Below are 25,650 nucleotides of genomic sequence, written 5' to 3'. Positions count from 1 at the left end.
AAAGCGCAATAGCCAGTCTTTTCCTGAATCTTTCGCTACCTTTTCTGTTATGATTTGTTCTTTTTCCACTTTTTTGAGCACTCCTTCTTTCTGATAAGATAAAGATCTAGCAAAAAATCTCAGCATTACACTCAATTAGTTAAAAACTTTGTCATATAACTCAATGAGGTCTTCATTCATCTTGACAACTTTTGTGTAAAACATGTTCCCTCCATTATGATAAAGATAACCGCCATTGTAAAGCAATGAGGGGACTCGCCAATAGCGATACTTGGTTTTTTTCTCATTACCTAAAAGTGGACTCAAGACATTTTTGGAATATTCTTCTGCTATCTCCATAGTATTTTCCCCACCTCGGTTTTTTACGTAGACAATATAATCCTTACCGAAGTTATAGGCTTGTATAGCTGTATCAAGATCACATCCTTGTTTTTTTGCCTCATTGATCATTTCTGCTAAGTAGCTGACTCCTTGATCGATACTTTCTTTTTGATTATCGATCACATTGGCTTTACCATAGGCGCTTTCCGAACTTTGCATCAAATCAATCCCCTTGCCTTTTGATTCTGTTAAAATGATCCCCTTGACCAAAGACTCGTACTCTTCCATATGGTACTTTTTGATTGCTGTTGTTATTTCTGGTTCGTACTTTTCTACTCTTTTAATCGATTGATAGGTTTTTCCTAAGATGATCAATACTCCTATGACCAAGACAATCACTAAAAAAGAGACGATTCTTCGAAAGATTGATTTTTTCTTTTTTTTCATAAACATTCACCTAGTTATTTTGACATCTTTTTTTATCTTACTATTTATTATCGTTCTTGGCTATTTCTTACTAATCATTTGTTCCTTTCCTTAATAAAATCTGAAATTTTCGGAATTTTTTACTATCTTACGAAAATGATCGTTGTTTTTTTAGGAAAACAATTGCTCTTATAGGAGAATTGTCGTTATACTTTAACCAGTAGGTGATTATGTGAAAAAAGAAAAGAAATATGCAAAAATGACTGATGGAACAGAGATCTATTATGAGAAAAGCGGAAATGGCATGCCTCTGTTTTTACTCCATGGTAATGATGGCAGTGGTCGTTTCTTCTCAGAGCAAGTTCCTGTCTTTAGTCAGTTTTATACCGTTTATCTCATTGATAGTCGAGGTCACGGACGTTCAACGAATCAAGCAAATACCTTGTCTTTTCGTTTGATGGCAGAAGATCTTTATACCATCATGCTACTTGAAGGAATTACAAAAGCAAATATACTAGGTTTTAGTGATGGAGCTAATCTTGGATTGGTCTTTTCAAGTTATTATCCAGAGAAAGTACATCGATTAATATTAAATTCAGGAAATACTTTAGTTAAAGGGGTTTTATTCTCAGCGAGACTGCTTAGCTACTGTCATTATATTGGTATGTGGTTGCTTTCTTTAGTTTGCCCATCGCTTAGAAAAAATTTGTTGGTGATCAAATTGTTGTTAAAAGATATCGGTCTTTCAACAGCAGATTTAGAGAAAATTAAATGTAAAACATTGATTATTGTTGGAAAAAAAGATGTGATCAAACTGCAACACTCCCTTTACCTAGCAAAAACGATCCCAAATGCTTCTTTTGTTTTAGTGAACGAACAAGGACATCAGTTAGCTAGAAAAGATCCTCAACGTTTCAATCAAGAAGTATTAGATTTTTTGTCTGAATAATAAGAATAGTAGGTGATTTTTTTGTTAAAACAAGCCTTACAATGGTTCAAAAACCATTTAGGTCTCTTTAAAACAATCTTTTTAATTTCTGTGGTTGTCATTATCGTTAGTGAATTGATCAATATTGGCAAAACACTATCGATTGCTCAATTAGCCGAAACATTTGCAACAATCCCACTTTGGAAGACGGGGTTGATGCTCATTGTTGGATTACTATCTGTTGCACCGATGATTGGGTATGATATCATCCTTAACCGCTTATTGGGACAAAAATTAAAAAAGAGTTATTTATTTGAAACAAGTTGGTTGATCAATACCATCAACAATGTTGCCGGTTTTGGCGGCTTTGTCAGCATCGGATTACGCTCCGAATTATACGGTCATAAAAAAGACAGTAAGCAGTTGATGCAAGCTTTGTCGAAGATCTTTTTATTTCTAATGGCTGGACTGTCTATTTATAGTTTGATTTCTTTTTTTATGGTCTTTTTTGCACCGGTTGCGCCTTTTATTAAGCAGTATTGGATTTGGTTGATCGGTGGTGGGTTATACTTCCCACTTGTTTTTGTAGTCACTACCTTAAAAAAAGAGGGCTACCTCGGAGGACTCTCATTAAAAACACAAGGACAATTGCTGCTTGTCTCGATCTTAGAGTGGTCTGGTGTCTTGTTCACCTTTCTAGCAGTTGGGGCACTTATGGATATCAAAGTCGATTTGTGGCAAACGATACCGCTCTTTATCGCAGCTTCAGTTATCGGAATCGTCTCGATGATTCCTGGTGAAATCGGTAGTTTTGATATCATGATGATTATCGGTCTTTCTGCCATAGGTGTGCCAAAGGCAACTGTAGTCGTTTGGATCTTACTGTACCGAATTTTTTATTACATTATTCCTTTTTTGATCGGGATCGTCTTTTTCTTTAAGAATATTGGCTCAACCTTTGATCAACGTTATTCTGGTATTCCTAAGCAGCTGGCAACAGAGATTGCTCATAAAGCAGTCGTCGTCCTTTTATATTTTTCTGGTATCATGATGGTTCTTTCAGCAACGATCCCACAAGCTTTTACCGAGTTTCGTTGGCTGCATAGTATCAATCCGTTAAGGTTGCATTTTATTATTCAATTCCCAAGTATGTTGTTAGGATTTCTCTTTGTCATTATGGGGCGTGGGATTGCTGCAAGAGTCAAAAGAGCCTATTGGCCAACTATTGCACTGATCTTTTTAGCAGCATCTTATGTGACGATTATTGACTTTAGCTTTACTGCAGCTATTTTCCTATTGTTACTGTTGTTGATCGTAATTGCTTCGAAAAATGAATTATTTAGAGAACAAATCATTTATTCATGGGAATGGTTGACGATTGATGGTGTGATTATTGGTGCTTTAGCGTTGCTTTACATCATTATTGGTGTTTATAATCTGCCAACATTTCCTCATCGTAAGCATCATTTTATTTCGTTCTTTTTGTTCCCGTCAGAAAAGATTTGGTTATCTGGATTATTTGCTATTATTGCAGTAAGCTTTATCATCATTCTTTTCGTCCACTTCCTACAAGGAAAGAAACAGCAAGTCGGCGAACCGTTGGATGAAGAAAAAGCGTTAAATATCCTCCATACCTTTGGCGGAAATTCTGACAGTCAATTGATTTTCTTAAAAGACAAGCGCATGTTTATTTACGAAAAAGACCAAGTTGGAACGGTTTTATTACAGTTTGCTTGTTACAATAATAAATGTATCGTGATGGGCGATCCTTCGGGTAAAAAAGAAGATTTTCCTGCTGCTATCGAAGCGTTTATTGAAGAAACTGATCGTTTGTGTTACCTCCCCGTCTTTTATGAAACGAGTGAAGAAATCGTGATGATTTTACATGAATTCGGCTATGACTTCATCAAAATGGGCGAAGAAGCACACGTTGAATTAGCCAATTTCACTACTTCTGGAAAGAAAATGAAAGGATCACGTGCGATCTTGAATCGGATTGATCGAGAAGGTTTTACTTTTGAGATTATTCAGCCACCTTTTTCTGAGACACAGATGACTGAACTCAAACAAATTTCTGATCAATGGTTAGGAAGCCGAAAAGAAAAAGGTTTTTCACTGGGGTTCTTCTCAGAAGATTATCTACAGCGGGCACCGATCGCTGTTTTAAAAGACCCACAACAAGACTTAGTAGCATTTGCTTCAATCATGCCAACCTACACAGACAATAAAATCGGCACGATTGATTTGATGCGTTATGATCCAGAGAAAGCACCAGCTGGAAGTATGGATTATCTTTTCCTTCATTTATTTGAGTATATGAAAGAGGAACAGATTGAATTTTTCAACTTGGGGATGGCGCCATTATCCAACGTTGGAACCTCAAGAAAAAGTTTTATTCAAGAACGAATCGCTTACTTAGTTTATGAATTTGGTTCACATTTTTACTCTTTCCACGGCTTGCGTGAGTATAAAGATAAATATGCGACTCATTGGACTTCCCGCTATACTTCCTATTCACGTGACAGTTGGATTGCCTATGTCATGATCGCATTATTGATCATTGATAATGCACCAGTTGACCATAAAAAGCGATTAGTAGGTTTAAAGAAATGGTTACAAAAACGCTGAATATGACAACTTATATCTAATGATGGAAGAAAAAAAGACGCATGATTCTAAAAGTCATCTGACTTGTTGAATCGTGCGCCTTTTTTATTTATCTATCCTTTGTTCTTAGGCTTCGATTTCTGTTACGATACCTGAACCTACTGTACGACCACCTTCACGAATGGAGAAAGTCGTCCCGTTTTCAATAGCAACAGGATGAATCAATTCTACATCGATCGTTACGTTGTCGCCAGGCATGACCATTTCCGTTCCTTCTGGCAAAACAATTGTTCCTGTTACGTCAGTTGTGCGGAAATAAAATTGTGGTCGATAATTATTGAAGAATGGTGTATGACGTCCGCCTTCTTCTTTGGTCAAAACATACACTTCTGCTTTGAATTTAGTATGAGGTGTAATTGAACCAGGTTTGGCAATCACTTGGCCACGTTCGATGTCTTCTCTTTGAATCCCACGTAATAACACACCTACGTTATCCCCTGCTTCACCGTAATCAAGCGTTTTGCGGAACATTTCAACTCCTGTTACTACGGCTTTTTGCGTTTCTGGTTTGATCCCTACGATTTCGATTTCATCACCGACTCGAACAGCCCCACGGTCAATCCGACCAGATGCTACTGTTCCACGTCCAGTAATTGAAAATACATCTTCGACGGGTAACAATAATGGTTTGTCCGTATCACGTTCTGGTGTTGGGATGTATTCATCGACTGTGTCCATCAATTCCATGATAGCTGCTTCTGCATCAGGATCACCTTGTAATGCTTTTAATGCTGATCCTTTGATAACAGGTGTATCATCACCTGGAAATCCATATTCGCTTAATAGTTCACGAACTTCCATTTCTACTAGGTCAATTAATTCTTCATCATCGACTAAATCTGTTTTGTTCAAGAAAACAATCAAATATTTCACGCCTACTTGGCGAGAAAGTAAAATATGTTCACGAGTTTGAGGCATTGGGCCATCCGTAGCAGAAACAACCAAGATTGCTCCGTCCATTTGAGCTGCCCCAGTGATCATGTTTTTCACGTAATCCGCATGCCCTGGTGCATCGATATGTGCATAGTGGCGTTTGTCTGTTTCGTATTCCACATGAGCAGTATTGATCGTGATTCCACGTTCACGTTCTTCTGGTGCTGCGTCGATACTAGCATAGTCTTGAGGATTTGCTAAGCCTTTTTTACCTAGTACTGTAGTGATCGCAGCAGTTAAAGTAGTTTTCCCATGGTCGACGTGTCCAATGGTTCCAATATTTACGTGTGGTTTACTTCTATCATAATGTTCTTTTGCCATAATTAACAAACCTCCTAATTAATTTAGAGCTTTAAAGTTTTGCTCTCATCTGTTGTCCATTATAGACTTCTTTGGAAAAATCCAAAAAGAATCTGTCCGCCTTACTTTTTGTAAGTATCGAACAATTTGTATTATACGTCAAACTTGGTCAAAGTCAACCAAGAACACTTATGCTGATTAATGACTAATTTTTCATCAGCCAACCATGCGTAATTGTTGTGACTATCTCCTTGTTTTCACTACAATGGGCTCTTTCGTAACTATCAGTATTCGCGATAAAAACAAATCATTTCTTGTGTCGCTACCGACTGAAATTGGCATTTTTCATAAAATCGACGGGTTCGTTGTTCATTTTCTGTCAATAAAACTTTTTGTCTGACTTTTGGATAAGCTTGTACCATTTTTTCGATTAATTGTGTCCCGATCCCCTTGTTTTGATAAGCAGGATGAACAAGCAAATCTTGAATGTAAAGAATCGTTTCGCCATCCCCGACACTACGGATCAATCCAATCAATTGTTGTTCGTCCCATACCGTTATCACTTTGAGAGATTGTTGGATTCCCAGAGCTAATTGTTGGATGTCCTTCGTATAGGCTGACCATCCTACAGCTGTATAGAGCGCGAACAATGCATCAAGGTCAATTTTTTTCTCTTCGCTGAATTCCATGTGCTTCCTATCCTTTGCTATATTTTTGTATGATGTAATCCGTCTCAATCTGTCGTTAACTCAATCAGATTTCCTTCAGGATCTTGGATAACTGCTTCATAATAACCGTCGCCCGTAGTTCTTGGTCCACTGATCAGTGGAAAGCCTTCTTTTACAAATGTTTCAGCAAATGAATCCACCTCTGTTTTTGTTCCCACTGAAATTGCTAAATGAGCATAACCAAAAGTATCGACTGCACGATCTGATAAAAAAGGCTTTGTAATCAATTCAATCCGACTTCCTGAGGTGAAATTCAGGAAGTAAGATTGAAACCGGGTTTTAGGATTCGTGTATTTCTCTGAACTTTCTGCAGCAAAATAGTTCTCGTAAAACGCTCTCATTTTTTCCAAATCATTAACCCAAATAGCAATATGTTCAACTTTCATTTTGTAACACTCCTTTATATTTTCGTTATCTCTTCCTATCCTTTATACCATTTTCTCTTTATTTGATAAAGAATGATGTGATTATTTTGGCTTTTGCTCTTAGTGATCAGTTCACAAAAGAAATGGTGTTATCTGGTAAAAAGAAAGCTGTCATTCTGAAACATCTAAAGATATGCACTACTTATATAGTTTACACCTGCAAAAAAACCAAGGAAAACTTTATACTGACCGAAAAAAGTTAACTTTTTAATCCAACTTTTAACGTTCACTATAGTTTCTCTTGGCTCTTTTCTTGTCTGCTACATTTTATTGTATTCTCTGAATAAGCATTCTTTTAATAATTATAAACGATTTAATACTTCGTCTACATTTTTGATCATGACTGAGATTGTTCCATCTGGGTTATTAACAAATTCGATCAAATCTGGATTTCGGTAGACGTCTACAGGGACGATTAATTCGATTCCATTGGATAACTTGAATTTTTGTTTACCAAATTTTTTCTCAGAAATTTCTTGGACTTCTCTGACTGGCAAAGCTTCAGCAACAAATCCCTGTTCTTGGACTTCTTCTTGAAAAGCTAATTTCGCTGTGATATTTTCTTTGAAGACTTTTTCCGCAATCATTTCATGGTCTAGTCTGCCCTTTTCCTCGATCGTATCATAAACAGCCTCTTTTAAATCAGCCACTAGATCAAATTCTTCAGTTTCAAATTTTTTCCCTAAACTTTTAGCTACTTTTTGGATCACTTTGACATTCTCTTCTAATGAAGGCGCAGGAACACTTTCGATGACTCTCCCCGAAAAATAGAGTTCTTTTTTTCCAGAAAACTCATATTTTTTTTCAATCAATTCATAGGTTAAATCAGTTAACGCCACCGCAAACGCTTCATCTGCCTTTTGTGATTTTGCCCCCAATATCGCTCGATTCAAAATCAATTGATTGGCGATTCCTGTTTCGTCTGCCTCTACAAAATGTGTATAGGATTCTCGGTAATTGACTTTTAACAAAGCCACATACATCACCGTATCTACTTCATACAAAACAACAAAGACATCAGCGCTTGGTGCTTCTTCGCTTTCTTGATAGATCTCGAACCAGCGTTGAACGATCCCTTCACTTGCTGCTACAAAGTTTTCTTGACAGTCCTGGACTTGTTTCGCCATCATACTTTCAGGTGACAGCTGTCCTGTTTTCGTTTGTGCAGAAGAAATTTTTTGGATTTTCTTTTGTAAAAAATCTCGAATAAACTCTTTAGTCAGATCCAATTCTTGTTGAGAAAATACGGGTGATCCCGTTTCACGATCAATAATATGCATAATTGCTTTTTTTAAATAAATATCCATGTTCTCATTCCCTTCTGGTTTAGTTTACGGAAAATCAATACAAAATACCAGAACGAAAATCATTATTTTCCTTTTTCTGAAAAAAATAATTGTCTCCTAAACAAAATGGATTCCTTTTTTGAGAAAATGCGCTACACTTAAAAGTGAACTAAAAATTAAGGAGTTGAGAATATGGATTCATTAACAAATACGTATCGTTTATCAAATGGTTATGAAATTCCGATTGTTGGTTTTGGTACTTGGCAAACACCGGATGGCGATGTCGCAGTTTCTTCAGTCAAAGAAGCGCTAGCTGCTGGTTATCGCCACATTGATACAGCACAAGGTTACAAAAATGAGGAAAGCGTCGGTCAAGCGATCAAAGAAAGTGGGATTCCCAGAGAAGAGATTTTTCTAACAACAAAACTTTGGAATGCCAATCACAGTTATGACTTAGTGATGTCTTCGTTTGAAGAATCACTACAAAAATTACAAACAGATTATATTGATCTTTTCTTGATCCACTGGCCTAATCCTGTGGCTTTCCGTGACAATTGGGAAGAAGCAAACGCCCAAACTTGGCGAGCTTTTGAAAAGCTGTATGAAGCTGGAAAAATCAAAGCCATTGGCGTCAGCAACTTCTTGCCCCATCATCTGGATGCGTTACAAAAAACAGCCAAGATCATGCCAATGGTCAACCAAATTTTCTTAGCTCCTGGTGAATTACAACCAGCAGTCGTTGACTATGCCAAAAAACACGAAATGATCCTGGAAGCTTACAGCCCACTTGGCACAGGGAAAATTTTCGATGTACCAGAGATGCAGGAAATTGCCAAAGCCCATCAAAAGAGTATTGCTCAGGTTGCTTTACGCTGGTCCTTACAACATGGTTTCTTGCCTCTGCCAAAATCCGTAACTCCTAGTCGGATCAAAGAAAATGCTGAACTTTTTGACTTTGAACTGTCAGAAGAAGAAATGCAACAAATCGATCAATTAGATGGCGTAGTTGGTAAAGCAAAAGATCCAGATACTACCCAATTTTAATTTAAGGATGTTTGATAACAATGACTCCGATTGAACGTTTAGAAAGGCTCTCAGAAGAAATCACTCGTACTTTTCATCCTGATTTTATCTTTTTGATCGGACCAGACAAGATCCAACACTTCCCAGCACGTAACTGGTCCCATGATCAAAAAATCCAAGAGCTAACCAACCGTTTCGATCATTCGCTAATGGTTACGACTTGGCAAGGACATGAAGTGATCTATTCACCTGAACTGTCTGTCTTTGCTTTGATTCCTTGTTCCAAAACAACGTAGCTGACTTCAATGATCGTGATAAGCCGATACACACTGAGTTTTTCTTGCCGGTGTCGTATCGGCTTATCTTTTGATATACACCTAAAAAGAGGAAACATTTCTGTTAAAAACAAATATTTTCCTAAAAAAATACGTATAAATACATACATATCTAAGTTTTTTTCGTATAATCCTTTTCATTTCATCTTTTTTTTCTTATAATCGAAAGGGTATGAGCGAAGGAGAGAACATATGAAGAAAAAACAAAAACAAAAATTACTCAATCAATTCCGTCCTTCTTTAGATGGAATCAGAAGTCAATTATTTCATTCTTTAGAGGATGAAAGTCTACGTCGTTACGGCTTACCTTTACAAGTCATGCTTGATCCGAAAGACCGCCACATCTTAACGATTGGACTTGCAGGAAAAACAAATGAAGATACTCGCATCAATGTACCGATTGATGATAATTTCACAACTGTCTTAAAACGAATCCGTTCAGGAGAAAAAGACATTTTTGAACGCTTCCGTGACAACTTATTGATTGAAATCGTTTCTTATTGGAATGATCAACGTCTTAAAAATGATGAACCAACTGCTCAAGAGGTTTCTACACCTGTTGCTGACTCAAAACCTGTGGAATCACCTAAAACAGCTGAAGTATCAAAAGCGGAAACAACTGAAAAACAACGCTCAACTGAAACTGCCGCTTTGAATTTCGCTGATTTTTCAAGCGCAGTAGCGGAATATCCAAAATTTTATGTAGAAAAAGAAGCTGATACAGCAGTCATCTATGAGAAAACCTCAGATGAACCACGTAAATTAGCTGAAATTTCAATGACAGTAGAAAACCAATTTACAATTGAAAAAGCGTTAGAACGCAAATACAAAGTGAAACTGACATTGATCCCATTGATCGAACAGTTTGCTGCAACAGCTATTTCAGAAAGATAACCAGTTTCACAAATCTATCCACCGCATCAAAAAACGGCTTTTTGTCAAATGATGCCGGTAATGAGAAATCATAAAATGTTAAATGAGCAGAAAGGCAATTGCCCTCTGCTCATTTTTTTATAGTAAAATATTTTTTCTATTACTTTGAATCACCAAAAGCTGTCAATAATCTTCACCAATCTAAAAAAAGATAGAACCAAAAAACCAAGCGGTCTCTTCCCCTTAGTTTATTGGTTATGTTTATCCAGCTTACCCATGTGCATGATAAAAGACATTCAGTTCATAAGCGACACCAGAAATAATTACTGCTAGTAAAAGGACTAAAAGACCTAAAACTACTTTTTGCTTTTTAGAAAAAAGCGTTTTTTTCTTCTCTAATTGCCTTGTTTTCAATATTGAATCTGTGGAGATAAAAGAGAAACAAACAACATAAGACAATAAAACTACTACTGCACTTAACGAAAATCCAGCTAAAATATCACTTGGATAATGGACTCTTAGATATAATCGAGTTGCTGCAATCAGCAATGGATAGCTTATAAGATACCAAGCAACTCTTTTGGTATCCTGACGACTCCAAATAATACTTAACGATAAGATAATTGTTAGGAAAAGCGCAAAGGATAATAAAGAATGTCCACTAGGAAACGAGTAACTCGTACGTATTTCCAATTGTGAAACGGCAGGTCTGATTCGTGCAATGAGCTTTTTTAGAATATACCCAAAAAAACTAACCGCAAAGATATTACAGATATTCCAAATCGCTAACAAATGGTAATTCTTTTTCCAAATATAAAAAGCAAAAAGAAAGGCGAAACATAAGGTCGGACCAATCGTTGCTAACTTAGCAAACAAACGAACAATCGCTGTTAGTTGTGGAAAATTAGGTAAATCGTTCTTTGTATAAACCGCTAAATCTAGTGTTTCGAACCATGGAGGATTGATTTTTACGCATAAAATCAATCCAATCAAAAGACATAATGGAACGATTGATAATTTCAGTGCTTTTTGTTGATAATCACTCATAAAACTTTCACTTACTTTCTAACTTCATCTGACTAAACAAATGACTTATTCTACTTTTTTAAAACCTAAAATCATACCTAATCCGCCTCCCATGATCAACAAGGAGGTTCCTCCTTGACTTAGAAAAGGCAAAGGAATTCCTGTTAAAGGCAGTAAACCAATCGAAGCGCCGATATTTTCTACGATTTGAAATAATAGTCCAAATACGAGTACTACCGCTAGATATAGATTTCCTTTATTGTTTGTCTGTATCGCAGTGTAAATAACTTGGTAGAAAAGATAGAAATATAGAAAAACGACGGTCACGCTACCTAAAAAACCAAACGTTTCGGCAATTACAGTAAATACCATATCTGATTCACGTACTGGTACATAGATTGGTGGTATTTCAGCTGGTCGTCCACTAAATCCACCTGCACTAACAGACAATAAGCTTTGTGATTGTTGGTATCCGATCGATTGACTGTAAGCAAAAGGATCGATCCAAGCTCTCACCCGGTCTAATTGATACGTCTTAAAGTTCAGACTATAAAGGATCTCATTACCGTATTTCGTAAAAACTAGACAAATCAATATGACCCCAATAATAAATAAAAAACTAGCACATACGGCCAAGATCTTCCAATGGACCCCTGCAATCATGAACAGAGCCCCCAAACAAATAATAAATACCAAACTTGTCCCAAAATCTTTTTGCATATACATCAACAAGAAAGTTGGTAAACTGATCAACAGAACTTGAAAGACATAGATCAGATCCGTTTTCACGGTACGTTCACTGACTTTCTTTTCATAAAGCAAGGTGAAATAAACGAGAACTAATGCAAAAGTCAATTTAACCAATTCAGAAGGTTGAAAAGTAAAACTACCAATCCTCAGCCAACGTTTCGTATCGGTTAATTGGTACATCACTGGATCATAAAATTTGTAGAGCAAACTCATAATTGCTAATGAAATAGCATAAAAATAAGGAGACAATCGTAACAATAACGCTGTCTTGATTTTTTGTGTCAGTAACAAAAGTCCTAATGAAGCAATGCAAAAGATTACTTGTTTTAAAACAATAGTTTTATAAGGCACTTGGTCGTAGACTGCTGCTCCATATTGCACACCGATACTTAATAAATAAAAGAGAAAAATCGGCAAAAATAACGCATAATTAAACTCAAATGATTTTGATTTCACACACAACACCTCTTAAACGAAAGTTTTCGTAACCAGAATTTCTCTAATCTTCTTATCAAAACATCCGTTATCAACTAGTATCCATTTTGCCATCCTTTCTATTAGGCAAAAGGAGTCACTTTCACATGAGGAAAAATAAAAGTAGCGTGATCAAAATGTGCTGTGATTTATTTTCAAGTAAGTGGTGTAAATATCCAACTCCAAAAAATAAGCCGAAAATTCACAAAAATCAGCAAAGATTTTTAGAAGTTTCGGCTTATTTGTTAAAGTTGCGTACATCAACAACTATCTCATCGTGTGAGTTTTGACACTAAACAACGTAAAGATTTCTCTTAGCTATCTTATGAAGAGCCTTAATTCGACAATTCCTGTTTTACACATTGGCGTCTTTCGACGTTTCTGCGCAATAGCCTATGTTTGTTTAGGAGCCTCGCCTAACAAGTATTAAATTTGAAAAAAGTATATCCTTTAACGAACAATTTCACAATAGTATCCCGTAGAAAGTTCGCAAAAATTTAGTCATATTTAACCTTTTCCTTAATTTTACCGGCAATTAGCAAAAAAAGAGAGCTTTTGACTAGGAATAATATGAATAAACATATAAATAAACAATAGTAGCTTTTTATCCATTCTGCTGTTATCCCAATCAGTCTCTCTTTTTTATAAATACTTATTTTTTACGTAATTGCATCAAAAATTTTCTAGCTGCGTCCTGATTCATTCCTTCGGCTTTTCTTAGAAATTCAGCGACTTGTTCAATTTCAGTTCCTTGTGCCCCGACTGTGATCGCTAAGGCTCTAGCTTGAAGCGACATATGCCCCTTTTGGATACCGTCTGTCACTAATGCCCGCAAAGCAGCTAAATTTTGTGCTAAACCGACGGCAGCAATGATTTGAGCTAATTCTTTTGCTGATTCAATCTTCAACATGTCTAGTGCAATCTTTGCTTTTGGAAGAATCCTAGAAGCCCCTCCAACTGTTGCCACTGCCAAAGGTACCGTTAATTGTCCAACTAACTTATCTCCAATCATTTGCCAGTCTGACAGGCCTTGGTAAGCACCATCTTTCGCAGCATACGCATGAACGGCAGCTGCACAAGCTCTCGTATCGTTTCCAGTAGCAAGAATGACAGCTTCGATGCCATTCATGATCCCTTTATTATGTGTTGCTGCCCGATAAACATCTAATTTAGCATACTCGGAAGCTTGTTGGATTTTTTCAGCAATTCTCTTTCCTGCTTCAATCGTTTTTCCCAATCGCTCGAAGGGAATCTCACAACTAGCTGTTACTAATGATTCTGTTGCGAAATTACTTAAAATACTAAATAAAATCTCTTCTTTAGGAAACCAGGAACGTATTTTCTGGGCAACACCTTCTAAGATAGCGTTGATGATATTTGCTCCCATCGCATCTTTTACATCAACCAAGAAATCGATCGATAAGTAATCCAAATTATTGCCCTTAAAGTTTCTTGTTGCGATTTCCTGCACTCCACCACCACGTCTCACGATCGAGGGATAACTTGCATTCGCACATGCTAGTAGTTCATCTTGTCTGGCGATGACAGCATCAGTTATGCCTCGATTATCCAGTTCCCCTGATAGTACAATCTGACCACGCATCAGGCGTTGTGGTGTAATTGCTGTAATGTCTCCACATATTTTTGCACCGTTACTGGCTGCAGCAATTACAGACGGTTCTTCTGTCGCCATCGGTACTTGCCTTTTGATTCCATTGATTTGAAAATTAGGTGCAATCCCTAGAGGAATCTCAACTTGACTGATTTGATTTTCAATCAAATGATTGGCTACTTCTTCAGAGAGTGTTCCTACTTTTAATTCATCAGCTTGTGATTGACTGATGATTCCTTCACTAACCAACTGACTCCGACGTTGTTCAGGCGTCAGTTGATAAAACTTTTTTTTTTGGTCACTTGATTGTTCCGTTTCTAGATTTGCTTCAAGTAACATGGCTAGTCCTAAGCCTCCACCAATACATAAAGAAGCCACACCATATTGTTGGTTCATTCGTTTCAAGCCATAACTTAATGTTGTCAAAATACGAGCACCACTTGCACCAATCGGATGACCGAGTGCGATGGCACCACCATCTATATTGACTTTTTCTTCAGCTAGTTTTAAGTTGCGATTGACCACGATCGATGAAGCCGCAAATGCTTCGTTGATCTCAAAACGATCGATTTGATCAATAGAAATTTCTGCTTTTTTCAATAATGTTTGGATTGCTGAGATAGGTGCAATTCCCATGATGCTCGGATCAATCCCAATTTCAGAAACAGCCTTGATTGTTGCAAGATAAGGAAGCCCATGTTTGATCGCATATTCTTTTGAAGCTAAAATCAATACCGATGCTCCATCATTTAACGGAGAAGCATTCCCTGCTGTCACAGTCCCATTTTCGGAAAAAACAGTTTTCAAAGTCCCTAATTTTTCCAGTGTACTATTCCCTCGGATGGCTTCGTCTTTATCCATGATTCTTTGATCAGGTAAAGTAACGGGAATAATTTCTGCTTCAAATACCCCGTTATCGCTAGCTTGAGCTGCTTTTTTTTGTGAGTTGAGCGCATATTGATCTTGTTCTGTTCTCGTAACGGAAAATTCGTTCGCTACTTTTTCAGCAGTTAAGCCCATATGTGCATTTGAGAACGCATCTGTCAGCCCATCATTGACCATACTTGAGATCGGCTCTTCATAAGTTGCATTTTCTGCTTCATATTGCTGAAGCAGTGGCGCACGTGACATGCTTTCAGTGCCTCCTGCGACTACTAGATCAGCTTCACCTAACTGAATCAATTGGCGAGCCAAAATAACCGCCTTCATTCCTGAGCCACATACTTCGTTGACTGTCATGGCAGGAACATGAACAGGGATACCACTATTGACAGAAATTTGTCTGGCAACATTCTGACCATTCCCCGCCTGTAATACATTTCCAAATATTACTTGATCGATGTTTTCTTTATGGATACCTGTTTTTTCTAACAGTTCTTTTGTAATGATTGTTCCTAATTCTACAGCAGAAAAACTGCTTAAACTGCCACGATACTTTCCAATTGGCGTTCTCGCAGCATCTATAATAACGACTTCCTTCAAGTCAGTCACCTCCTAGAAAAATATACCATTGTTTATGCTAAAAACAAATACCTCACTACAGCTTCAAAAAAATCTAGGAATAAATTTTACAAATCCTTAAATATTCGCTTTTTTATATTTCTTTTAATCTTTTTATGATACTTTAGTAAAGTAAGTTTTTTTATCATGAGTAAAGAGGTGTTGAAATGAAAGTAGGGATTGATCGTCTTTCCTTTTTTATTCCAAATTTATATTTAGATATGACAGAGTTAGCTGAACGTCGGGGAGATGATCCTGCTAAATACCATATCGGTATTGGCCAAGATCAAATGGCCATCAACCGAGTGTCAGAAGATATCGTGACTTTAGGAGCAAATGCAGCTACTAGGATCGTCACAAATGAAGATCGCGAGCTGATCGATATGGTTATCGTAGGAACGGAATCTGGCATCGATCATTCAAAGGCGAGTGCTGTAATTATCCATCATTTATTGAAAGTCCAACCTTTTGCTCGTTCGTTTGAAGTAAAAGAAGCTTGTTATGGTGGAACTGCTGCTCTCCACATGGCAAAAGAATATGTAAAAAATCATCCAGATCGAAAAGTTTTAGTGATCGCTAGTGACATCGCCCGTTATGGTCTAGCTAGTGGTGGAGAAGTGACACAAGGTGTGGGTGCTGTCGCTATGATGGTTACCAAAGATCCACGAATCATCACTATCGAAGACGATAGTACTTTCTTAACCGAAGATATTTATGATTTTTGGCGTCCTGATTATGCGCAATACCCAGTGGTTGATGGTCCTTTATCCAACTCCACTTATATCGAATCTTTTCAAAAAGTTTGGAATCGACATAAAGAGGTAACAGGATTTACTTTAGAAGACTATGATGCGCTAAGTTTTCACATTCCTTACACAAAAATGGGGAAAAAAGCCTTACAAAGTGTCTTGGATCAGACAGATGAAGAAACACAAAATCGCTTATTGACTCGCTATGAAGAAAGTATTCGTTATAGTCGGCGAATTGGTAACCTTTATACTGGTTCTCTTTATCTAGGATTGATTTCTCTTTTAGAAAACTCACAAGTGTTAAAATCAGGTGATCGAATTGGCTTATTCAGCTATGGTTCGGGTGCTGTCAGTGAATTTTTCACAGGTTACTTACAAGACGGCTATCAAGATTTCCTATTGACTGAACTACATCAAGAAATGTTAGAAGGTAGAGAAGCTGTCACAGTCGATCAATATGAAACAATCTTCAAGGAAAAATTACCTGAACATGGGGAAACAGCCGAATATTCTTCCGATGTACCATTTTCAATCTATAAAGTTGAAAATGATATTCGTTACTACAAGTAACCCTATGAGACAACTGCCTGATTGATTTAATAGGTAATCAAAAATGTTTGCAAAAAAGCAACTTTTGACATATAGCTACAAAAAGCAGTAAAACAAAAAATAGCGGCTTGCAATTACTTTTGTCAACATTGTTGTGACAATAAATAACTGTAAGTCGCTATTTGATTTTCTATCCTATTTCATAAACTATATGATGCTTCTTAATGTTTAGAACCATTTTTTGAATAGTATATAATATAAAGTTCGATATTCTGATTTTTCTCTTAATGATGTTTGATCCATCATCACCCATAACAATTTTTTTTCAGGTGATCGGTCACTTGGAACCGGATTGACTAACTCTTTATCCCAAAGTTGAGTGGCTAATGACGTAATTCTTTTTTTGAGATCCTCTTTGGCATCATTTTTCAAAGCTAGGTTTTCTAATCCAAATTGGGTTACTACCCAACGATTGGTCGATTGCGTAGTATCAACGATCCCTTCAGAAGAAATGAAGCGGTTTTTAGGTTCTGCATGATAAATTTCAACGATATCACCTATTTTCAATGACACATTTTCTTCACCAGTAACAGACTCTATGCCTTCGATCGTTTTTTCGTATTTCAGTTCTCCTGTACTACTTTTGACCATTACTTTTACATAAGTTTCATTCTCATAACGATAATGAGGTCTCGAATGCGTAACTGAAACAATTGCTTCTTGAGTATCACTGTTCTTGTTTGTTCTAAATGTAAATGAGCCAAACTTCCTGTCATTCACTCCATGAAAATCAATGACTTGGCTATCTTTTACTTCGTCCAACGTAATAACCGCATGATTTGTTGCTTCTTTCACGTAAACATAACTATTCTGTGGGATGAAATACATCATTTGATTTCCAGAGAATTCTGCACAATAGATGCCATTAGGAATGTTTTTAAAAGTGACTACTCCTCCAGTGATTTCTTGAGTAGCTATTTCTTTCGCTCCATCTTTTAAAGTTATTTTGGAACCTTTTAATAGGTTTAAATCTTTCAAACTTAATTCAATCGTAAGATCACCTTTTAGATTTAGCGCAGCAATCTCCTTATTTTGTACCATCTCAAAATTAGAATTGATCAAATAAGATGGGTCGACTAATTCACGCGCACGTGCCAACTCACTTTCTGGTACGACATCAGCTAAAGAAGCGACTGCCGGATAACCATGCGCACGATTTTTTTGGACTTGTACTTGATCAAGCGTCAATCCCCATTTTTCTAAAACACCTGAAAAATCTAGTTGACTATTTTCACTATAGATACGATTCATTAAATCAGGTAAGGTATGATCTTCACGGACGAAATCTGATTGATTAGCTATTTTACGATATTCTTGGTACATTTTAGCAAAAGCCTCATCTCCAGCTTTTTGTTTCAACATCGCTAATAAAATTAGTTTTTCGTTGGCTTTAGCCTCAGCATATGTACGTTTTTCGTAGATCATATGCTCATACATACTTCTTTCTACTGTATCTTTTTTCCCTTCAAATAGCCCGCCTTTTTTATCTGCTTCTTTTCCAAATAGGATATTGTACTCATACTGAACACCAAACAAATTATTTGATATTTCTCCCGTATACATTCCAACTCCATCAAAACCAGCTTGATAGCCATGACCAATTTCATGCAACACTTTCCAACTGTCTTCAGTTAACCAGCACTCGACTGTGCTATAGCTATTTGCTGCCCATTCTGAGGAATAATAAGCACCGCCACGTCCGTTTTTATCTGCTTTAAAGAAAAAACGGTTCACTCCATTTTGATTTTCTTTAGACGAGTTATCAAAACCAGCGATTTGATTATAGTAACCAAACAATTCGATGTAGTGTTCGATCAATTCATCTAAGGAACGGTAATCTTTCAAGTTTCTTACTTTTTCTTTATCATTTTTAGGAACAAGCAATTGAAAATCTGGTCCTTTAATCAAAGCATATTCAGCATCGAACTTGTCCCACATTGAAAGAAACATAGTATCGTCTCCATGATAATTATAAACTGGTAATGGTTTAATATTTTCAGAAGTGACGATTTCATATTCAATCTGAGCAGCTTCTTCTCCATATGGCGTATCAATAAACGGAACCAAAGGATCATCTGCACTTATACTTACCCATTCTGAACCAACTAAGATACTTTTTTCGATACTTGAAGCATTACCTAACAATCTCAATCTTAATTTATTTTTGAATTGTTTATTTGTTTGTCTAATCCTCAATTCAACATTTTCGGACAAGATAAATCCTAAATCCTGGCGATCATGATTTTTTCCTTTATCCATCCCTGCATTGAAGATCCAAGTTGGTTCAGGAATACTAAAAATCTCTTTTTTAATTACCTCTTGCGCCTGAACATTCGTAGAAAACAAACAACCAAAAAATAACACTGATAACCCTATCAAAAAAATCTTTTTCAAACAAAAAACCTCCTGTTATGTAATTTTATACAAATTGCCATTTAATCAAACAAAGCAATCGTATACATTTAAGTATAAATAAAATAGTCAACAACCACAATAAAAATTATACTTTCACTTCAATTAAACTATTTTTTTAAAGAAATAATTAAGATGCAAGCTATAATTTTCCAAAACAAACATTTCAATGATTTGTTATTTTATAAAATAATAAAAATGATTTAAAACAGTTAAGAAAACATAAGACCAATATATCTGACAACTCATTTTTCTCCGTTTATTATTTTAGAAAGATAACCAACAGTCAAAAAATAGTTTTAGGCCGATTTCTTAGAGTGAATTGTTAAGACACAAGCAAATATAAGTGTTTTTTCTTTTACGTTAATTTTCGATTACTCCATTAGCCACAACAAAAAAAGACTGAGCCAATCAATCAAAACATGCCTCAGTCTCTTCTCATCATATCTCTAAAGACGGATAAACGGTGTTCAAAAAGTCATTCCTCGTCAATCCGTCCTAAGAGATAAATCGTTTTTCTCTATATTCTTAGAGTAAACAAAACTAGTCATGCCCATTTTGGGTCACTCCTTCTTGATTAGTAGTAGCCGATAGGTCAACATCGTTGTACTAACAATTTTTTCTTTTGGGTCAAAATATTTTTGAATATACTCTTTAAAAATTGTTTCTTCTAGATATTCTTGATAATAAGCTCTCATAAAATCTTCCGTAATTTCTTCTTTAAACGTATACGTAAATTCTTTTCTTTTATAGGACCATTCTTCATCTTTTAAATAAGTTTCCAATTGATCCATTATTACTGGTGAAGTCACAGCATCTTCTTCGAAAATTCCTAATTGTTTTTCCAACGATGTAAACAGATCTTCTTTAGAAGAGACAACTCTTAGGATGACACAATATTTTTTCATCTTTGTTAACATTCTACTTAACTTTACGGAATCGTCTAAAGCCGGATTAGAAGCAGAGAAAATAAAATCATACGTTTTTCCATTTTCCAGAAATTCAGAAAAAGTCTGTTTCGTTAGATGAATGTTTTCCCTCCCCAATCTAGCTGCTTCTTCAGTAGCAAACTTCAACATTTCATCCGAAAAATCTATCAATTCATATGTAGTTGCTTCTTTTGACATCGCTAGATAGCGTCCAGCGCCACCTGCTACATCCACTATTTTCTCAGTTGGTAATGCAGCTTCTTTTTTTAGATACTCAATGACATCTCGGACAATTGTTTTGTCTGATTCTTTTTGATTCATGTAGTAATCGCTTGCAAAGGCGTCCCATTCTTCTTCGTTCATTTTCATTCCTCTATTTCTCTATTTTTATATCACTTTTTCACTTTTCGGAATAAATAATATACTGACTAATTCATAACCAAAACCTACCTGCTCTTAGGCTTATAGAAATAATTATTTTTAAAATTTCTGTCCTTTCATTATACATGATTCACATGTGTTTTCCTTTCTTTCTATCTCATCAGAGCCAAATTTTTAAATTGCCGATATAGTTCTTCACTATGTATATTAGACAGCTATCATCAAGTAAAGAATAAAGCTGTCATCGAACAAAAAACTGGCTGGTATACATTCGGTTGAATCCCGAAGCCATACCAGCCTGTTGGTGAAATACTCTGCTATTAACTTTTGAATAGCACATCAAAAAATTATCCCAGGTATTCCTTTTTATTTCTCTTTTTGTACGTGTACAAGGATCAGTTTTGTGATTTCCATTAAAATGATCGTTACTAAGGCAATCCCGATTGACGTAAAGACTTCTGTCAAACCAAATGCTGCTGGAATTGAAAAGACTTCTTTCAAGCCTGGGATCATCGTCAAGCAATACAATGCACTACATACTACAACAGCTAACAATACGCTTCGATTTGCGAAGAAACCTGCTTGGATCGCTGTTTGTGTGTTAGAACGCGCAGGGAACGTTTGTAATGTTCGACACCAGATCAATGTAGAAAATGACATTGCTACGCCAAATTCTGGTGAATGTTGCATTCCTAACCACTGCGCAAAAATGACTGCGATACCGATTAGTACGCCACGATAAGTAACCGAGATCAATGTTTTATCGGTAAAGATTCCTGAATTTGGATCTCTTGGTGGACGTTTCATTGTAGCTGGTTCGGCTTTTTCTGTTCCTAAAGCAATCGCTGGTAATGAGTCGTTGACTAAGTTGATAAACAATAATTGTAATGCTGTAAATGGATTGGACCAATCAGCAACTAAAGCGAAGACAATCGCAATGATCGCACCTAAGTTTCCAGAGAATAAATAGGCAATCGCCTTTTTGATATTATCAAAAACATTACGTCCTACTTCTACGGCACTAACGATTGAAGCAAAGTTATCATCGGTCAAGACCATCGCTGCCGCATCTTTCGATACATCCGTACCCGTACCCATGGCAATACCGATATCCGCTTGTTTCAAGGCCGGAGCATCATTAACACCATCGCCTGTCATCGCAGAAATGTGTCCTTTTGTTTGCCATGCACGTACGATTCGGATCTTGTTTTCAGGAGATACACGTGCGTATACAGTCACTTTTTCCAAGACTTCGTTTAATTGATCTTCGGTCAATTCATCTAACTCTGTCCCTGTAAGTGCTTGATCTCCTTCTGCAAAGATCCCAATTTCTTTCGCGATCGCAACAGCAGTCGTTTTGTGGTCTCCAGTGATCATAATTGTTTTAATTCCAGCGCTTCGAGCTTCTTTAACTGCTTGTGTGACTTCTGCTCTTGGAGGATCGATCATGGCAAGTAATCCAACTAGAATCAAGTCATTTTCATCTTCAAATGACAACTCTGGACTTTCAATTGGGCGATAAGCAAAGGCTAAAACACGCAATGCCTTGTTTGAGAAAGCTTCATTTTGTTCTTTGAATTGTTTCATCAATTCCTCTGTCATTGGTACAACTTCACCATTTAGCAAGACCTTTTTACTGCGAGCAAACACGATATCTGGTCCACCTTTAACAAAAAGATAGTGTCCCTGATCAATGTTATGAGCAGTCGACATTAATTTTCGATCAGAATCAAATGGTAATTCAGCTTTTCTTGGATAGTTGTTACGGATTTCTTGATACGGTTGATTCAATTTTTCACTAAAATCAATAAACGCTACCTCTGTCGGGTCTCCAAGTTTCGTACCATCTTCACTGATGGAAGCATCATTGGCTAATACACTGATTTCAATCAACCGTCTTTCATCGTCTGTCCATTTTTTTGGATCATCGGTAAAATCTCCAGTCGAACCATTCGCTAGATAATAATCAACTACCGTCATCTTATTTTGGGTCAATGTCCCAGTTTTATCTGTACAAATAATACTAGTCGAACCCAGTGTTTCCACTGCTGGTAATTTTCGGATAATAGCATGTCGTTTCGCCATTTTATTGGTTCCCAAGGATAAAACGATCGTTACGATTGATTGTAATGCTTCTGGGATGGCAGCAACCGCAACAGCGACTGCAAACATTACTGCACTAACGATATCAGCAGTTAAATCACCTGTGCCGCCGCCAAGATAGATTCGGAACAATTGGATACCTAAAATAACTAACGATAAAGCTAAAATCGCTAAACTTAACTTCTTACTAAATTTATCTAATCCACGCTGTAGTGGTGTTACTTGTTCAGTTGTTGATTCAAGTAACCCTGCCACCTCACCGATTTCTGTGTTATTTCCAGTAGCGGTAACTAAGAATTTCCCACGACCATAAGTAATGATTGTTCCACTAAATACCATGTTGATACGATCACCAATCGGCACTGTCTGACTAATATCAGTTACTTCTTTTTCCGATGCTGTCGATTCACCAGTTAGCATCCCTTCATCCACTTTCAATGATCCAGCTTCTAACAACCGACCATCGGCAGGGACATAATCTCCCGCTTCCAATAAAACGATATCTCCTACAACCAGTTCATTCGCAGGGATCGTTTTTTCTTTTCCATCACGAATCACACGTGCATCAGGTGCAGAAAGATTTTTCAATGCCTCTAAAGAACCTTCTGCTTTCTTCGTTTGGATCACACTAATCACGGAGTTCAACATCAATACGGCAAAAATAACGAAAAATTCGATATAATCTCCCATGACCATTTGAATCAAAGCGACAATCAATAAGACAATAACCATTGCATCTTTAAAAGTTTCTAAAAACAATTTCCACGTTGGCTTCTTAGGTGCTTCTTTTAACTGATTCAATCCGTCTCTTTCTAACTTTTCTTTTGCTTGCGATGTACTCAAACCATCGATTGAGCTCTGTGTTTTTTGCATCAGCGAGTCAATTGGTTCTTTATAGACAACTTGCTGAGCCTGTTCTTTGTTTTCCAAATTCCATCCCCCATTTTGTTTTTCGTTACCAAAAAGTTTTCTGACTGAAAAAAAAGAGACCTAAGACAAATGCGGATTTGTCTTAGGTCTCACCATTTCATACAATACCAGAAAACCAAATGGTTAACTTACTGTTGATATTATCACAACAAACGTTGTCGGTTACTCCCCTAAGGAGATATTCAACTATATTCTTATCCTACATGAATGAATAGAAAATTGCAACCACTTTGCCTTGTGGTTCTTTATTTTTTCAAACCACTTTATAATCTCTGCAACTTCAAATTTAGGATTCTAAGGATTCTCATGATATAATACTGTTTGTTATTCTAAATAAGGAGGAAGCTATTTTGGTTATCACTATTCTCACGATCCTTTATTTCATCAATGCACTAATTGCTTTAGTAACTATTTTAATCAAACCTCGTGACGTAGCTGCAATCTGGGCGTGGTTGCTCGTACTATTTGCTCTTCCAGGTCTTGGATTTATCCTATATCTCTTCTTCGGTCGCGGATTGACTGATAAGAAAAAATTTTATTTGAGACAAAGCGACTTGAAAGAACTAGAAAATTTTCAAGATTTCAAAGGAGATACGATCGATCACTATGATCCCGTCATGGATAATGAAGAGCATCAACAATTTGTTGACTTCTTCTCTTCTTTAAATCGCATGCCATTAACCCGACGTAATTCCGTCACTTTATTAACAGATGGTCAACAAAAATTAACTTCTCTATTAAGTGATATTCGGCAGGCAAAGCATTCGATTCATATCGAATATTATGCATTCGTCACGGACAACATCGGACAACAAATCTTGACATTACTTGAAGAAAAAGCTGCTGAAGGGGTTGAAGTCCGCTTATTATATGATGCGTTTGGCTCACACGGCACTAAACCGAAAGACTTTAACCGTTTGATCCAAAATGGTGGTCACGTCCATACATTCGTCACGTCACAAAGAGCATTACTTCGATTCCGATTGAATTATCACGATCATCGTAAAATCGTCGTGATCGATGGTAAAATCGGCTATACCGGTGGCTTTAACATCGCCAATCAATATGTCAATCCAACCAAAAAGTTTGGTTATTGGCGTGATACTCATATTCGAATCTATGGCGCTGCTGCTTCGTTATTACAGCTACGTTTTCTAACGGATTGGAATGTTTCAGTACCCGAACAAAAGAAGGTTGCCTATCATCTTGATTACTTTTTTCAAAAAGAACTTGGGAAAGACGACAAGCATGAAAATACTTCGATTCAATTAGTATCAAGCGGTCCTAACAACGAACGTGAACAAATTAAATTATCCTTTATTAAATTGATCACAGCTGCTAAAAAACGGGTATGGATTCAAACACCTTACCTGGTTCCAGATGAAAGTGTGATCGCTGCCTTAAAAATTGCCGCTTCTTCTGGCGTAGAAGTCAAGATCATGATTCCTAATAAACCTGATCATCCGTTTATTTACCGAGCAACCCAATATTATGCACGTCAATTGATCAAAGAAAACGTTCAAATCTTGGTTTATGAGAATGGTTTTTTACATGCGAAAACATTGATCATGGATGATGAAATTTGTATGGTCGGCTCTGCCAATCAAGATGTTCGAAGTTATCGGTTGAACTTCGAAACCAGTGCTGTCATTTATGATCCAGCCTTTTTAACCCAGTTAGCAGATCAATTTTTACAAGATGAAAAACAATGTACACCGATGACCACGGAAACAGTCAAAGAAATGTCTGGCTGGTTGTTATTCAAACAACAAATTTCTCGTTTGTTTTCACCTATCTTATAAATCATAAACATTCAAATTTAAAATGAGTTTTTTGCTTGATCCACAAAAAAGGCTCTATAATTTATGGGACTGAAGAATCAGAATTGATTTTTTCAGTCCCATTTTCATTTTTACTATTAAAAACATTA

The 25,650-nt window shown here is 36.6% G+C and carries 18 protein-coding genes and 1 riboswitch; of the genes, 7 read left to right on the top strand and 11 right to left on the bottom strand.

All coding sequences use genetic code 11. The features are described 5' to 3' along the window. Positions 1–135: 135 nt before the first annotated feature. Entirely contained in the window at positions 136–768 is a 633-nt protein-coding gene (locus tag IGJ27_RS04590; RefSeq protein ID WP_053766455.1) for a lysozyme family protein, read from the bottom strand. A 211-nt stretch (positions 769–979) separates the two neighbouring features. On the opposite strand from IGJ27_RS04590, the gene IGJ27_RS04585 reads away from it, so the two are divergent. Further along, positions 980–1,696, top strand: coding sequence for an alpha/beta fold hydrolase (locus IGJ27_RS04585; RefSeq protein WP_010719591.1), 717 nt, complete (start codon positions 980–982; stop codon positions 1,694–1,696). 21 nt (positions 1,697–1,717) lie between these two features. Further along, positions 1,718–4,303, top strand: coding sequence for a bifunctional lysylphosphatidylglycerol flippase/synthetase MprF (gene mprF, locus IGJ27_RS04580; protein WP_178306060.1), 2,586 nt, complete (start codon positions 1,718–1,720; stop codon positions 4,301–4,303). A gap of 105 nt (positions 4,304–4,408) precedes the next feature. Here the strand turns inward: mprF and tuf are convergent, their stop codons facing one another. The 4 genes from tuf to IGJ27_RS04560 form a co-directional block, all read right to left on the bottom strand. Further along, on the bottom strand, positions 4,409–5,596 hold the full coding sequence (gene tuf / locus IGJ27_RS04575) for an elongation factor Tu (RefSeq protein ID WP_010719593.1): 1,188 nt from the start codon (positions 5,594–5,596) through the stop codon (positions 4,409–4,411). Positions 5,597–5,859: 263 nt separating this feature from the next. Continuing rightward, a complete protein-coding gene (locus IGJ27_RS04570) occupies positions 5,860–6,264 on the bottom strand; it encodes a GNAT family N-acetyltransferase (protein WP_178306061.1) in 405 nt (134 codons plus the stop codon). Between the two features lie 44 nt (positions 6,265–6,308). After that, on the bottom strand, positions 6,309–6,689 hold the full coding sequence (locus tag IGJ27_RS04565) for a VOC family protein (RefSeq protein ID WP_081128729.1): 381 nt from the start codon (positions 6,687–6,689) through the stop codon (positions 6,309–6,311). A 341-nt stretch (positions 6,690–7,030) separates the two neighbouring features. Next, on the bottom strand, positions 7,031–8,035 hold the full coding sequence (locus tag IGJ27_RS04560) for a nucleoid-associated protein (RefSeq protein WP_010719596.1): 1,005 nt from the start codon (positions 8,033–8,035) through the stop codon (positions 7,031–7,033). Between the two features lie 171 nt (positions 8,036–8,206). On the opposite strand from IGJ27_RS04560, the gene IGJ27_RS04555 reads away from it, so the two are divergent. From IGJ27_RS04555 to IGJ27_RS04545, 3 genes are all read left to right on the top strand, one after another. Continuing rightward, complete coding sequence (locus IGJ27_RS04555) at positions 8,207–9,058, top strand: aldo/keto reductase (RefSeq protein WP_178306062.1); 852 nt, start codon at positions 8,207–8,209, stop codon at positions 9,056–9,058. Between the two features lie 20 nt (positions 9,059–9,078). Beyond that, positions 9,079–9,333 carry a hypothetical protein gene (locus IGJ27_RS04550; protein WP_010719598.1) on the top strand — a complete coding sequence of 85 codons (255 nt, stop codon included), beginning with the start codon at positions 9,079–9,081 and terminating at the stop codon, positions 9,331–9,333. A 231-nt stretch (positions 9,334–9,564) separates the two neighbouring features. After that, positions 9,565–10,266, top strand: coding sequence for a hypothetical protein (locus tag IGJ27_RS04545; protein ID WP_178306063.1), 702 nt, complete (start codon positions 9,565–9,567; stop codon positions 10,264–10,266). 249 nt (positions 10,267–10,515) lie between these two features. Here the strand turns inward: IGJ27_RS04545 and IGJ27_RS04540 are convergent, their stop codons facing one another. The 3 genes from IGJ27_RS04540 to IGJ27_RS04530 form a co-directional block, all read right to left on the bottom strand. Beyond that, entirely contained in the window at positions 10,516–11,292 is a 777-nt protein-coding gene (locus IGJ27_RS04540) for a phosphatase PAP2 family protein (protein WP_178306064.1), read from the bottom strand. Between the two features lie 45 nt (positions 11,293–11,337). Beyond that, positions 11,338–12,477 carry an FtsW/RodA/SpoVE family cell cycle protein gene (locus tag IGJ27_RS04535; protein WP_010719601.1) on the bottom strand — a complete coding sequence of 380 codons (1,140 nt, stop codon included), beginning with the start codon at positions 12,475–12,477 and terminating at the stop codon, positions 11,338–11,340. Positions 12,478–12,758: 281 nt separating this feature from the next. Next, a riboswitch (M-box (ykoK) riboswitch) is annotated at positions 12,759–12,926 on the bottom strand. 221 nt (positions 12,927–13,147) lie between these two features. Beyond that, the gene (locus tag IGJ27_RS04530) at positions 13,148–15,589 is read right to left on the bottom strand and encodes a hydroxymethylglutaryl-CoA reductase, degradative (RefSeq protein ID WP_178306065.1); all 2,442 of its coding nucleotides are present in this window, start codon (positions 15,587–15,589) and stop codon (positions 13,148–13,150) included. Positions 15,590–15,774: 185 nt separating this feature from the next. On the opposite strand from IGJ27_RS04530, the gene IGJ27_RS04525 reads away from it, so the two are divergent. Next, positions 15,775–16,926 carry a hydroxymethylglutaryl-CoA synthase gene (locus tag IGJ27_RS04525; RefSeq protein ID WP_010719603.1) on the top strand — a complete coding sequence of 384 codons (1,152 nt, stop codon included), beginning with the start codon at positions 15,775–15,777 and terminating at the stop codon, positions 16,924–16,926. Positions 16,927–17,133: 207 nt separating this feature from the next. Here the strand turns inward: IGJ27_RS04525 and IGJ27_RS04520 are convergent, their stop codons facing one another. From IGJ27_RS04520 to IGJ27_RS04510, 3 genes are all read right to left on the bottom strand, one after another. Beyond that, positions 17,134–19,359, bottom strand: coding sequence for a putative mucin/carbohydrate-binding domain-containing protein (locus tag IGJ27_RS04520; protein WP_256733990.1), 2,226 nt, complete (start codon positions 19,357–19,359; stop codon positions 17,134–17,136). A gap of 581 nt (positions 19,360–19,940) precedes the next feature. Continuing rightward, positions 19,941–20,669 carry a class I SAM-dependent methyltransferase gene (locus IGJ27_RS04515; protein WP_178306066.1) on the bottom strand — a complete coding sequence of 243 codons (729 nt, stop codon included), beginning with the start codon at positions 20,667–20,669 and terminating at the stop codon, positions 19,941–19,943. 384 nt (positions 20,670–21,053) lie between these two features. Beyond that, positions 21,054–23,720, bottom strand: a complete 2,667-nt coding sequence (locus IGJ27_RS04510; protein WP_010719606.1) for a cation-translocating P-type ATPase — start codon at positions 23,718–23,720, stop codon at positions 21,054–21,056. A 350-nt stretch (positions 23,721–24,070) separates the two neighbouring features. On the opposite strand from IGJ27_RS04510, the gene cls reads away from it, so the two are divergent. After that, complete coding sequence (gene cls / locus IGJ27_RS04505) at positions 24,071–25,522, top strand: cardiolipin synthase (RefSeq protein WP_010737327.1); 1,452 nt, start codon at positions 24,071–24,073, stop codon at positions 25,520–25,522. Positions 25,523–25,650: the final 128 nt, after the last annotated feature.

Source organism: Enterococcus sp. DIV1726a, from assembly GCF_051710985.1.
Classification (GTDB): domain Bacteria; phylum Bacillota; class Bacilli; order Lactobacillales; family Enterococcaceae; genus Enterococcus_B; species Enterococcus_B hirae.
The sequence above is the reverse complement of the archived record's forward strand: the minus strand, read 5'-3'. Positions and strand labels throughout refer to the sequence as shown.